The organism is Flagellimonas lutaonensis (assembly GCF_000963865.1).
Taxonomy (GTDB): Bacteria; Bacteroidota; Bacteroidia; order Flavobacteriales; family Flavobacteriaceae; genus Flagellimonas_A; species Flagellimonas_A lutaonensis.
On the sequence record NZ_CP011071.1, the window covers coordinates 258,432 to 270,808 of the forward strand.

Below are 12,377 nucleotides of genomic sequence, written 5' to 3' on the forward strand. Positions count from 1 at the left end.
ATGATGAGCAAGGTGTATCAAGTTTTGGGAATGATGTCGGGCACCTCGTTGGACGGACTCGATCTGGCGCACTGTCAAATTTGGAAAGAAGGGGAAAATTGGCACTTTGAACTCCATGAGTGCAAAACCATTGGCTACAGTGCCGACATGTACGAGAAGTTGAAGAATGCCATCCACCTTTCAGAAAAAGAGCATGACCAACTTCACGCAGTGTACGGACACTGGCTGGGCCAACAGGCAAAGATGTTTCTTGAAGAAAACCGTTTAAAGGTTGACTTTATAGCCAGCCATGGGCATACCTCGCACCACCGTCCCGATGAGGGGATCACCTTTCAACTGGGAGATGGCCAAGTGCTGGCCAATGTGTCGAAAGAAAAAGTGGTCTGTGACTTCCGTTCACTCGATGTAACCCTTGGCGGCCAAGGGGCGCCCTTGGTGCCCATTGGTGATGAACTGCTTTTTTCCGATTATGGGTTTTGCCTCAATTTAGGGGGTATCAGCAATATTTCCTTCCGGAAGGATGGCAAACGCATCGCCTATGATATTGGTATGGCCAACATGCCCCTCAATTATCTCACCGAGAAAATAGGGATGAAATACGATAAAGGGGGGCAACTTGCCAGGTCAGGAAAAATAGTGCCCCAACTTTTGTCAAAACTCAATGCGTTGGAATATTATCGTCAACCGTATCCCAAATCAACCGGCTATGAATGGTTTTCTGAAAAAGTGGCTCCTCTTTTAGATAATTCAAGGGCATCTGCCGAAGACCTGTTGCATACAGTGATCCGACACAACTGTGGGCAGATTTCACTGGCCATGCGAAAAGAACGTTCAAAAACCAATGGCAAAATGCTCGTTACGGGGGGCGGGGCCTTAAATGGTTTCTTTGTGGAAACGCTGCAACAAGAACTCGGGAACGACTGCACCATCCATATACCGTCAAAAAAAATAATAGAATACAAAGAAGCATTAGTGTTTGCGCTGATGGGCGTACTGCGTCTTGAAAACCAAATCAATGTGCTGGGTTCGGTAACCGGTGCAAAGCGGGACTCGTGCAGCGGGGTGGTGTTTCGGCCCCAGGAATGAAACAATCCTAAAACGTTTCCAATGCCTTCCATGGCTTACTGACCAAAAGAAAGACAACCAATGACAGTAATCCGCAAATAGCCAATCCCACAAAAAGGGGTAACACCCTGTCATCAACAAAACCACCGATAATGGTGGCGATGGGTATGGCGATCACCGTGGAAAAAAAACCGTTGATGGCGGCCCCGATACCGGCAATATGGCCTATGGGTTCCATGGCGATGGAACGAAAGTTTCCCCACATAAATCCGAGACAGAAAAACTGCAACGATAGAAAAGTGACCAAAACAACTACGTTGGGATTGGTCGAGTTCCAGAACAAAAGCACGTAGAACAGCGCTACGGAGCAAAAAGTGGCCAATGCCATGAACGACAACCGTCGCATGCCGAAACGAAGCACCAGTGTACCATTAAAAAATGTTGACAAACCTATGGAAATCGCCAAACCGGCAAAGATGTACGGAAAAGCTTCCTTCAATCCGTATTGATCCTCAAAAATGTATTGTGAGGCACTGAGATATACCAAGAAAGAGCCCGTTACCAAACCTGAAATAATGGTAAAGGCAACGGTTTCCTTATATCGCAACAATTCCTTGAAACCGTCGATAAAAAGATGGTTGGAAAAGGGAATCTTGTATTGGGGCCGTAAGGTCTCTGGTTGGCGTTTCCAAAACCAAATGCCTACCACTATGGTCAAAATCAACTGTAGATAGAAAATGGCCTGCCAATGGGCAACATCCAATATCAACTGCCCCACCATTGGGGCCACCACCGGCACCAAAATGAAAAAGGCCGTTACGAACGACATGACCCGTGCCATCAAATCGCCCTTGTACATATCGCGGATGATGGAAATGGAAATGGTTCTGGCCGATGACAGTCCGATACCCTGCAATATGCGCCCAGCGACCATCCATTCAAGGTTTGGGGCCGCCAGACAAATGATACTTGCCACCACAAACACCATAATGCCGAGATACACAATGGGTTTTCGACCGTAAGAATCAGAGAGTGGACCAAAGAACAACTGCCCCACGCCCAGACCCAAGAAAATCATGGTGATCAACAACTGGTTGTCGGTTGGGTCGAAACTGTTGATGGATGCCCCAATATCGGGTATGGCGGGCAACAAGGTATCTATGGACAATGCTACGATGGACATTAAAGCGGCCATCAATGCCATAAATTCAAAGCTGGGCTTGGGAGTCTCGTTTTGCATTTGGCAAAAGTAGGAAGCGCTTTTTTACCAACCGCTCTTCGATAACATTTTTACGATGCCCAAAAATCAATGAGTTGTCATTCTGAGCCTGAGCGGAGCGAAGGGGAAGAATCCTTACAAGGGAACAGGTTTCTAAAAGGCTCTTATTTAAAGATTCTTCGCTTCGTTGCTCTTCGCTCAGAATGACAGAAAAGAACATTACTACAAAGGTATATTCCCATGCTTCTTTTTAGGGGGCTTCACCTTTTTCTTCTCTAACATGGCAAAGGCCTTTATCAATTTACGGCGTGTGTTCTCAGGTAAAATCACCTCATCGATAAACCCACGGCGGGCCGCCCGATAAGGGTTGGCAAACTTTTCGGCATACTCGGCCTCTTTTTCTTTCAGTTTGGCCTCTGGGTCTTCGGCAGCGGCAATCTCCCGCCTAAAAATGATTTCACTGGCCCCTTTGGCGCCCATTACCGCAATCTCTGCCGTGGGCCATGCAAAGTTAAAGTCCGCACCAATGTGCTTTGAGTTCATCACGTCATAGGCACCTCCATAGGCCTTTCTGGTAATCACGGTAACCCGCGGAACGGTTGCCTCACTGAGGGCGTACAACAGTTTTGCCCCGTGGTTGATGATACCGTTCCACTCTTGATCGGTGCCAGGCAAGAACCCAGGCACATCGACCAATACCAACAACGGAATATTGAACGCATCACAGAACCGTGTAAACCGGGCCGCCTTTGTCGAGCTCTTTACCCCCAGCACCCCTGCCAAAAACATAGGCTGATTGGCAATGACCCCGATACTTCTACCCGCCAAACGGGCAAAGCCCACAATAATGTTCTCGGCATACTCTTTATGGATTTCATAGAAGGACTCCCCGTCAATAATGCCCTCGATAACCGCATGCATGTCGTACGGTTTGTTGGGGTTGTCTGGCACAATGTTCCTAAGTTGTTCACGAATTTCATCACCTAGCTCGTACTGAAGCTTTTTGGCGGTTTCCCTATTGTTCTGCGGTAAATACTCCAACAGTTTTTTGATGTCCTCCAAACAAGCGGCATCGTTCGGAGAGGTCTTATGGGCCACCCCTGATTTGGTGGCATGCGTGCTCGCACCACCTAATTCTTCTGAGGTCACCTCCTCATTGGTCACCGTTTTAACCACGTTAGGCCCCGTTACGAACATATAACTGGTCTGCTCGACCATGATGATAAAATCTGTCATGGCGGGCGAATAAACCGCACCCCCCGCACAAGGCCCCATGATGGCAGAGATTTGCGGAATCACCCCCGAAGCCTGTACGTTTCTATAAAAAATATCGGCATAGCCGCCCAGCGATTTCACTCCCTCTTGAATTCGTGCGCCGCCCGAATCGTTCAAACCAATGACGGGCGCGCCCACCTTCATGGCAAGGTCCATCACCTTACAGATTTTTTCGGCATGGGTCTCTGACAAAGCCCCGCCAAAAACCGTAAAGTCTTGTGCATACACATAGACCAATCGCCCGTTGATGGTTCCATAACCGGTGACCACCCCATCACCAAAATAGATTTCCTTGTCCATTCCGAAATCTGTCGTGCGGTGGGTGACCAAAATGCCCATTTCTTCAAACGAGCCTTCATCGAGCAGGTACTCAATTCGCTCGCGGGCGGTCAATTTATTTTTTGCATGCTGTTTTTCGATACGCTTTTCGCCACCGCCCAAATGGGCTTGGGCAATTCTATCTTGTAATTTCTTGATTTTGGAATCCATCGACATCAGTTTGTTGGAATTCTTAGTTGTATTTTATCTTCGAAATAGGTCTTGAGGGCCATCATTGCTGCAATTTTTGTCTCTTCTTCTTTATTTTTTTGGATGGCCTCGGGTGAATAATAATTCTTTACAAAATGGGTGTCAAACTTGCCTGACCTAAAAGCTTCGTGCTGCATGACAAAAGCCCCGAACGGAAGCGTGGTCTGTATCCCTTCGACCTCATAGGCCTCAATGGCCTGGACCATAAGCGCTATGGACTCTTCCCTTGTTTTTCCGTAGGTGATCAATTTGGCCAACATGGGGTCGTAATAGATGGGGATGTCCATGCCCTCTTCAAAACCGTTATCGACCCTTATCCCCTCACCTACTGGAATTCGGTACCGTTGCAATCTGCCGACACTGGGCAAGAAATCATTCAAGGGATCTTCGGCATACACCCGAAGTTCCATTGCATGGCCATTGATTTTAAGGTCTTCCTGTTTGATATCGAGCTTTTCGCCTCGCGCGACCTTGATCTGTAGTTCGACTAGATCGACCCCAGAAATCAATTCAGATACGGGGTGTTCGACCTGTAGGCGGGTGTTCATCTCCAAGAAATAGAAATTGAGGTCGGCATCCATCAGAAATTCTACCGTGCCCGCCCCCACGTAATCACAGGCTTTGGCCACTTTGGTCGCAGCAATGCCCATTTTTTTTCTTAATTCGGGGGTCAATATCGATGAGGGCGCCTCTTCGACCACCTTCTGGTGCCGACGCTGAATGCTGCATTCCCGCTCAAAAAAATGGAGGATGTTACCGTGGGTATCGGCCATCACCTGAATTTCAATGTGACGCGGTGAGGTAACATATTTTTCAATAAAGACCGAACCATCGCCAAAGGCCGAAGTTGCCTCGCTGATGGCCCGTGTCATCTGCGGTTCAAGGTTCTCTTCGCGGTCAACGATGCGCATCCCCTTGCCACCGCCACCGGCCGAAGCCTTTATCAAAACCGGAAAACCGATTTCTTTTGCTATTTCATGGGCTTTGTCGACATCGGTAATGGCCTCGTCGATACCGGGTACCATGGGAATGTCATATTTTTTAACGGCTTCCTTGGCGGCCAACTTGCTTCCCATCACTCGGATGGCATGCGATTTGGGCCCGATAAAGGTGATACCGTTCTTTTCAACCGCCTCGGCAAAATCGGCGTTCTCGCTCAAAAATCCGTACCCGGGGTGAATACCGTCGACATCCAACTCTTTGGCTATCTCGATTATTTTGTCTCCCAGCAAATAGGACTGGTTAGAGGGTGGCGGACCGATACAGACCGCTTCATCGGCAAAACGAACGTGTGGAGCGTTACGGTCGGCTTCCGAAAAGACGGCAACGGTTTTTATGCCCATCTTTTTGGCCGTTTTCATGACCCTGATGGCAATCTCGCCCCGATTGGCAATCAAAATTTTGTCCATATAACATCAATCTTCAAAAGTGATCAAAACTGTTTTCTTTTCAACGGCTTGCCCTTGCTTGACCATTATTTTTTTGATGGTGCCGTCACGCGGTGAGGTGATTACATTTTCCATCTTCATGGCCTCCAAAATCAATAGGTTGTCGCCCTCTTTGACCTCTTGTCCGTTCTTAACGGATACTTCTAAGATCAGTCCGGGCATGGGCGCCTCGATCTTATAGACTTTGGCACCCGACCCCACGGCAAAGCCCATGTCTTTGATGAGGCCATCCAACGGATTTTCAATATCGACCGTGTATACACTGCCGTTTACCCTAAACCTGTAGGTTTTGTTGATATAGTCGCTAGATTCTAAAACCAGGTGGTACGACTTGCTGTTTTCCAACAAATGGTACGATTTGTCTTTTGTCTTTACGACATCCAAAGCGGAGAGGTCACTATCGGAAAGTTGAAATTCGTACTGGTCGTTGACTTTTAGTTTATGAGGTTTTCCCATTTAAATAGGCGCTAATTAGGTTGCTTAAATATACAATCATAAAACGAGCCGTAAAACTAATAGGTCACGATCTATGATTATATGAATTCTGTCATGTTTTGAAAATTGTTTTTGTGGTATCTATGCCCATAGATTCAAAGTACGCATAAAGTGCAGCTGCCCGTATTTTGTTACTTTTGGATTAAATTTTTCAACTATGCTCGTTATTGGTATCGCCGGTGGAACAGGATGTGGAAAGACGACCGTTGTCAAACAGATTGTCGATGAATTGCCCAAAAACCAAGTGGTGGTCATCTCTCAAGACTCCTACTACAAAGACCTTTCGCACTTGACCAAAGAAGAGCGCGGGCAGGTGAATTTTGACCATCCGAATTCCATTGATTTTGATTTACTGATCGACCATGTAAAGTCACTGAAAAAGGGAGAACCCATTGAAATTCCTGTCTATTCGTTTGTTGAAGAGACACGAATGCCCGAAACCGTTACTGCCGAACCCCGCGAAGTGGTGATCGTTGAAGGTATTTTGGTGTTGAGCAACCCTGCGCTGCGCGAACTGTTCGATATAAAGATCTACGTGCACGCCGATTCTGACGAACGATTGATCCGAAGGCTTCAACGGGATATTAAAGAAAGGGGGCACGATCTGGAAAAGGTGCTGCACCGTTACCAAACCGCTGTAAAGCCCATGCACAACCAGTTTATTGAGCCCTCAAAAGAGTTTGCCGACATCATCATACCCAACAACCATTACAATACGGTGGCCGTCGACATGGTTCGCACCATAATCAACAACAAATTGGCATGATCATGGGCTGGAAAAAATTAAAGGAAAAAAAATGGTTCAAGTTCTTTACGAACACCTACATTCTGGTGTTGACCATTTTTGTGGTGTGGATGGCCTTTTTTGACACCAATTCACTGTTGATCCACCACGAGCTCAACCAAGAAATAAAAAAACTTGAGCGACAGAAACAATTTTTGGAAGCAGAGATTGCCAAAGATAGAGAGGTATTGAAGAAATTGTCGAGCGATGACGAACTCGAAAAATATGCCCGCGAGAAATACTATATGCAAAAAGAAGGTGAGGAAATCTTTTTGATCGAATACGAGGATAGCCTGAAGAACAGCAAGGGTAAAACTAAAGATTGAAAGTGCCATGAAAGAAAATTCTATGTTCGATGAATTCGAACCGGTTTCGGCCAAACAGTGGAAACAAAAGATCCAAGTCGATCTAAAAGGTGCCGACTATAACGAAAGCTTGGTTTGGGAAACTTTGGAAGGCATCGCGGTAAAACCCTTTTACCACTCTGAAGACCTTGAAAACAAGAAGCCCTACCCACTATCGGTGCCCAAGACTTTCAAAATTGCCGAGATGGTGGAAATCGGGGATGCCCCACAGACCAAACAGCAGGTTTTGAATGCCTTAGACAAAGGTGCGGAAAGTCTTTGGTTACGGGTAAAAAATCCTTCGATATTATGGCAAGATGTTTTAGCGGGAGTTGATCTAAAAGATATTGCCCTCTACTTTGAGTTTACTTTTTTTGACGGGGATGCCATTTTACGATTGATGAAATTTTTTGATGGTAAAACACAACTGCACCTTATGCTTGACCCGATTGGAAATTTGGCCAAAACGGGCAATTGGTCTGGCCAAACACCGGACGACCTTGAATTATTGGTCCAAATACTCGGCCAGGCAAACAATGTTGGCGTAGGTTCTGTATTGGCGGTAGACACTGCAATCTACCAAAATGCCGGTGCCAACATGGTACAACAATTGGCGTATGCACTCGCACATGTAAATGAATACTTGAATCAATGGGCAAATTCATCCGAAAGGGAAGATTCATTACCTGTCATATTCGAAGTGGCCGTGGGAGGCAACTATTTCTTTGAAATCGCCAAGCTTCGCGCATTGCGACTGCTTTGGGGGACCCTTGCCAAGGAATTCGGGCTAAAAGACGATTGCCACATTCTCGCAGTGCCCAGCAAACGCAATAAAACCCTGTACGATTACAATGTGAACATGCTTCGAACCACCACCGAGTGCATGTCGGCCATACTGGGTGGCGCAAATACCGTTTGCAACCTAGCCTATGATGCCCTATATCATGACAAGAACGACTTTGCCGATCGTATTGCACGCAACCAACTCTTGATATTAAAGAACGAGAGCTATTTTGATGGGGCCGCCTCGGCAGCCGAAGGTTCCTATTACATAGAGACCCTAACGAACCAGCTAGCCGAAAAAAGCCTTGAACTGTTCAAACAGCTCGAGAAAGCCGGTGGTTTTCTAAATCAATTGAAGGAAGGCACCATACAGCGAAAAATTAAGGAAAGTGCAGCCAAGGAACAGCGACTGCTCGATGAGGGCAAATTGGTATTGGTGGGAACCAACAAATACCCGAATGCCGATGATAAAATGAAAAACGAACTGACCAAACAGCCTTTTACCAAAGCCAGAAACGAAAAGACTTTGATCGAACCGATTGTGCCCAAAAGACTGGCTGAAAAATTGGAGAAAGAACGGCTAGACAAGGAAGGTTAAGATATTCTTGCCCTCATCAGAACTGCTATGTTATATAAAATACTTCTGCTTATCGTTTTTTCCTTTTTGGCTGTTAATTTAACCGCTGAAGCACAAGGACATCAACTGAAACTCGAAAAGCTCAGAAAGGGAAAAGTAAAACGAACCAAAATCTTTGAGGAAGGTGATTTTTTGATTATCAGAACCTATAATGGCAATCGTCATAAAGGCATATTTGCCGTAAACGATGGACAAAGCATTATACTTGAGGGCGGCAGTATTGTTCAACTTGGTGAAATTGCAAAAATCCGTAAAAGAAACGGCAAACTATTCGGAGGTATCGCGCTGGTTTTTTTAGGCACCACCACTTCTTTTCTGGGAGCGTGGGCCACTGCCGTAGAAGGTATATTTGATGTCGATGACGACAACAATGGGGAAATAGCTACCGCGGTAGGATTAGGTACTTTGGCCGGAGGTATTTTTATGCTTTCCATTTACAATTACCATCCGCAAAATGGAAAATGGCGGTTATCGATTGTTGGGAATTGATTGTTTTCCGCTTTCTAAAATAGCAGTAAAAAGCTAACGATAGCACCAATAACTGTGTTTGGCCAATCGTAGAAAAATTGGTTCAACTTTTAGCAATTACTTCATCCAAAAGCGATTGAAATCATCCAATAAAACAATCCTTAACGTACTTTAACGTGCAAAGTGGCACTTATTCACTTTGTGTTAACAAAATACATTTTTTGCAAGCGCAAATAATCGTATTTTTAGCCTCTAACTTACTGATGAAATGGGCAAGATAATTGCTATTGCAAACCAGAAGGGTGGTGTGGGCAAAACCACTACCACCGTAAACCTAGCAGCCTCACTAGGTGTTTTGGAGAAAAAAGTGCTGTTGATAGATGCCGACCCCCAGGCGAACGCAACTTCTGGTCTGGGCATTGATGTCGAAAGCATCGAAAAAGGCACTTATCAATTGCTGGAACATACGTTGCAGGCCGGGGAGGTGATCATTCAGACCGATTCGCCAAATGTTGACCTGATTCCCGCCCACATTGATTTGGTGGCCATCGAAATCGAACTGGTCGATAAAGACAATCGTGAGTACATGATGAAAGAGGCCATTAAGGGGCTGAAACAGCTGTATGACTATATTCTGATAGACTGTGCGCCCTCATTGGGCTTATTGACACTGAATGCCCTTACGGCGGCCGACTCGGTTATGATACCGATCCAGTGCGAATACTTTGCACTCGAGGGACTTGGCAAACTGTTGAACACGGTCAAAAGCGTACAGAAAATCCACAACATGGACCTCGATATCGAGGGGATGTTGCTCACCATGTACGACTCTAGGCTTCGTTTATCGAACCAGGTGGTCGAAGAGGTACGCAAACATTTCGGCGACATGGTGTTCAATACCATTATTCAAAGGAATGTACGGTTGAGCGAGGCACCCAGCTATGGCGAGAGCATTATCAAGTATGATGCAAGCAGTAAAGGTGCTGCCAATTATCTGAACCTTGCCAATGAACTGTTGAAAAAAAACAAGGAAAAAGTCTAGATGGCGAAAGCAACCAAAAAACAGGCGCTGGGCAGGGGTCTGTCTGCCCTTTTGAGCGACCCTGAGAATGATATTAAATCGGCGAACGATAAGAATGCGGATAAGGTCATAGGTAGTGTTGTCGAGCTCGACATCGATGCCATTGAGGTCAATCCGTTCCAGCCGAGGTCAAACTTCAACGACGAGGCCCTGAAAGAACTGGCCAGTAGTATCAAAGAACTGGGCATCATACAGCCCATTACTGTTCGAAAACTCGATTTTAACAAGTACCAATTGGTGTCGGGCGAGCGCCGTTACCGTGCGTCGAAATTGGTCGGTCTAAAGACAATTCCCGCCTATATTCGAATAGCAAACGATCAAGAGTCGCTTGAAATGGCCTTGGTCGAGAACATTCAGCGGCAAGACCTTGACCCCATCGAGATCGCCCTTTCGTACCAACGGTTGATCGAAGAGGTGCAGGTTACCCAAGAGCAGTTGAGCGAACGGGTGGGCAAAAAGCGTTCGACCATCTCCAATTACCTCAGGCTTTTGAAATTGGACCCCATCATACAAACCGGTATGCGCGATGGTTTCATCAGTATGGGTCATGGCAGGGCCTTAATCAACATAGAAAAGCCAAAAGACCAGATACGCATTTACGAACAGGTGGTGGCCGAGGGGCTTTCAGTGCGTGAAACGGAAAAACTGGTCAAATCGTATCAACAGGCAACAGATGGCAAAAAGGCGGCAAAAAGCGGGAAGGCTTCGAAAAAACTTCCCGATTATGTGGCCGATAGCCTTGACGAGATCAGTGAACACCTTGAAGCCAAAGTAGATATCACCGCCACCCCAAAAGGAAAAGGCAAGATCATCATTCCCTTTCATTCAAAGGAAGAATTCAGACGTTTAAAAAAAATCTTGGCAGGTGAATAAGAGATTAGGCATCGTATGCTTGTTCCTGTTTTTGGGAAACATCGTTTTTTGTCAGGAAGACGACAAAAAAGGTGATGAAAAAGTAAAAGATTCCCTGTCTGCCGAGTTCAAGAAAAAGGGCGTTGTGGTCGAGGCAGCATCGTTTGAACGTCAGGCCATCAACCCATTGGCCCCGAGCAAGGCCGCTTTCTATTCGGCCGTACTGCCCGGTCTGGGTCAAATCTACAACAAACGTTACTGGAAAGCCCCGATTGTATGGGGGGCCATCGGTACCGGCATTTATGTGTATTCATTCAATAATGGTGAATACAATCGCTACCGTGATGCCTTTAAACGAAGAAAGGCCGGGTTTACCGATGATGAATTTTTTGACTTGGGGGCACCCGATGAGGGAAAGACCGAGCCAGACGTTTCAGATTCAGCCCTTGAAGATGCCCAAGAACGTTTTCAACGCGATCGTGATCTGGCTTTGTTGATCACCATTGCCCTGTATGCCCTCAACATTATCGATGCAAACGTAGATGCGCATTTGAAACAATACAATGTTGATGAGAACCTCAGCTTTGACATACGGCCCTACCTAGATATAAATCCAGTGAGCTCCAATCCGAATTATGGACTCACAATGACCCTAAAATTTTGAGTGTGAAAATAGGTCTGTTCGGATACGGCAAAATGGGAAGGATGATAGAGCAGCTCGCAGTGGAGAGAAACCACCAAATTGTCGCCAAAGTAGATGTCGATACCCAACAAATCGACTTTCAATCAATTGATTGCGCCATCGACTTCAGTACGCCAGATGCTGCTTTTGACAATATCAAAAGTTGTATCGACCATGGGGTTCCAGTGGTGTCTGGTACTACCGGGTGGCTTGACCAATATGACGAGGCCGTTGCCCACTGCAAACAGAAAAATGGGGCGCTCATATACGCCAGCAATTTTAGTCTGGGGGTCAACCTGTTTTTTGAGTTGAACGAAAAACTGGCAAAAATGATGGCTCCTCTTGAAAACTACAGGGTATCTATGGAAGAAGTGCACCATGTGCACAAATTGGACGCCCCCAGCGGAACCGCCATCACCTTGGCCGAGGGCATTATCGAAAACTCAGATTATAACAATTGGACCTTGGGAAAAGCCAAGGAAACCGAAATTGCCATCAAAGTAAAACGTGAAAACGAAGTACCCGGCACACACGTGGTTACTTACAAGAGCGAAGTCGACAGTATAGATATCAAACATACCGCCCATAACCGAAAGGGCTTTGCCCTAGGTGCATTGATAGCGGCCGAATGGCTAGTGGGCAAAACGGGGGTCTTTACAATGAGAGATGTGTTAAACCTTTGAAAAGTCGTAACATAGTTTAATTGAATAGGTCTA

At 46.2% G+C, this 12,377-nt stretch carries 13 protein-coding genes; 9 read left to right on the plus strand and 4 right to left on the minus strand.

Translation table 11 applies throughout. From position 1 onward, the window contains the following. Nucleotides 1–1,086, plus strand: coding sequence for an anhydro-N-acetylmuramic acid kinase (locus VC82_RS01175; RefSeq protein WP_313777707.1), 1,086 nt, complete (start codon nt 1–3; stop codon nt 1,084–1,086). A gap of 7 nt (nt 1,087–1,093) precedes the next feature. Here VC82_RS01175 and VC82_RS01180 read toward each other — a convergent pair whose 3' ends face one another. The 4 genes from VC82_RS01180 to VC82_RS01200 form a co-directional block, all read right to left on the minus strand. Then, complete coding sequence (locus tag VC82_RS01180; RefSeq protein WP_045800761.1) at nt 1,094–2,305, minus strand: multidrug effflux MFS transporter; 1,212 nt, start codon at nt 2,303–2,305, stop codon at nt 1,094–1,096. Between the two features lie 201 nt (nt 2,306–2,506). Then, nucleotides 2,507–4,048, minus strand: a complete 1,542-nt coding sequence (locus VC82_RS01190) for an acyl-CoA carboxylase subunit beta (protein ID WP_045803153.1) — start codon at nt 4,046–4,048, stop codon at nt 2,507–2,509. A gap of 5 nt (nt 4,049–4,053) precedes the next feature. After that, complete coding sequence (gene accC, locus VC82_RS01195) at nt 4,054–5,496, minus strand: acetyl-CoA carboxylase biotin carboxylase subunit (protein WP_045800763.1); 1,443 nt, start codon at nt 5,494–5,496, stop codon at nt 4,054–4,056. 6 nt (nt 5,497–5,502) lie between these two features. After that, entirely contained in the window at nt 5,503–5,991 is a 489-nt protein-coding gene (locus VC82_RS01200) for an acyl-CoA carboxylase biotin carboxyl carrier protein subunit (protein ID WP_045800764.1), read from the minus strand. A 196-nt stretch (nt 5,992–6,187) separates the two neighbouring features. Here VC82_RS01200 and udk point away from each other — a divergent pair, with 196 nt between their 5' ends. The 8 genes from udk to dapB all read left to right on the plus strand — a co-directional run bounded on the left by udk (nt 6,188) and on the right by dapB (nt 12,344). Further along, nucleotides 6,188–6,796 carry a uridine kinase gene (udk, locus tag VC82_RS01205; protein ID WP_045800765.1) on the plus strand — a complete coding sequence of 203 codons (609 nt, stop codon included), beginning with the start codon at nt 6,188–6,190 and terminating at the stop codon, nt 6,794–6,796. A 2-nt stretch (nt 6,797–6,798) separates the two neighbouring features. Further along, nucleotides 6,799–7,140, plus strand: a complete 342-nt coding sequence (locus VC82_RS01210; RefSeq protein WP_045803154.1) for an FtsB family cell division protein — start codon at nt 6,799–6,801, stop codon at nt 7,138–7,140. 7 nt (nt 7,141–7,147) lie between these two features. Next, the gene (locus tag VC82_RS01215; protein ID WP_045800766.1) at nt 7,148–8,539 is read left to right on the plus strand and encodes a methylmalonyl-CoA mutase subunit beta; all 1,392 of its coding nucleotides are present in this window, start codon (nt 7,148–7,150) and stop codon (nt 8,537–8,539) included. Between the two features lie 66 nt (nt 8,540–8,605). Beyond that, entirely contained in the window at nt 8,606–9,067 is a 462-nt protein-coding gene (locus VC82_RS01220) for a hypothetical protein (protein ID WP_157517931.1), read from the plus strand. Between the two features lie 247 nt (nt 9,068–9,314). Next, complete coding sequence (locus VC82_RS01225) at nt 9,315–10,088, plus strand: ParA family protein (protein ID WP_045800768.1); 774 nt, start codon at nt 9,315–9,317, stop codon at nt 10,086–10,088. Continuing rightward, nucleotides 10,089–11,000: a ParB/RepB/Spo0J family partition protein gene (locus VC82_RS01230; protein WP_045800769.1), complete on the plus strand. Its 912-nt coding sequence runs from the start codon at nt 10,089–10,091 to the stop codon at nt 10,998–11,000. Next, the gene (locus VC82_RS01235; protein ID WP_052698853.1) at nt 10,993–11,643 is read left to right on the plus strand and encodes a DUF5683 domain-containing protein; all 651 of its coding nucleotides are present in this window, start codon (nt 10,993–10,995) and stop codon (nt 11,641–11,643) included. The genes VC82_RS01230 and VC82_RS01235 overlap by 8 nt, the downstream gene beginning before the upstream one ends. Before the next feature lie 2 nt (nt 11,644–11,645). Then, nucleotides 11,646–12,344: a 4-hydroxy-tetrahydrodipicolinate reductase gene (dapB, locus tag VC82_RS01240; RefSeq protein WP_045800770.1), complete on the plus strand. Its 699-nt coding sequence runs from the start codon at nt 11,646–11,648 to the stop codon at nt 12,342–12,344. The last annotated feature ends 33 nt before the right edge of the window (nt 12,345–12,377 follow it).

Excerpts from the sequence above, each read along its gene's own strand:
- VC82_RS01175 (WP_313777707.1), top strand. The coding sequence starts at position 1 with ATGATGAGCAAGGTGTATCAAGTTTTGGGAATGATGTCGGGCACCTCG.
- VC82_RS01200 (WP_045800764.1), bottom strand. The coding sequence starts at position 5,991 with ATGGGAAAACCTCATAAACTAAAAGTCAACGACCAGTACGAATTTCAA.
- VC82_RS01225 (WP_045800768.1), top strand. The coding sequence starts at position 9,315 with ATGGGCAAGATAATTGCTATTGCAAACCAGAAGGGTGGTGTGGGCAAA.
- VC82_RS01230 (WP_045800769.1), top strand. The coding sequence starts at position 10,089 with ATGGCGAAAGCAACCAAAAAACAGGCGCTGGGCAGGGGTCTGTCTGCC.
- VC82_RS01215 (WP_045800766.1), top strand. The coding sequence starts at position 7,148 with ATGAAAGAAAATTCTATGTTCGATGAATTCGAACCGGTTTCGGCCAAA.
- accC (WP_045800763.1), bottom strand. The coding sequence starts at position 5,496 with ATGGACAAAATTTTGATTGCCAATCGGGGCGAGATTGCCATCAGGGTC.
- VC82_RS01190 (WP_045803153.1), bottom strand. The coding sequence starts at position 4,048 with ATGGATTCCAAAATCAAGAAATTACAAGATAGAATTGCCCAAGCCCAT.
- VC82_RS01180 (WP_045800761.1), bottom strand. The coding sequence starts at position 2,305 with ATGCAAAACGAGACTCCCAAGCCCAGCTTTGAATTTATGGCATTGATG.
- udk (WP_045800765.1), top strand. The coding sequence starts at position 6,188 with ATGCTCGTTATTGGTATCGCCGGTGGAACAGGATGTGGAAAGACGACC.
- VC82_RS01210 (WP_045803154.1), top strand. The coding sequence starts at position 6,799 with ATGGGCTGGAAAAAATTAAAGGAAAAAAAATGGTTCAAGTTCTTTACG.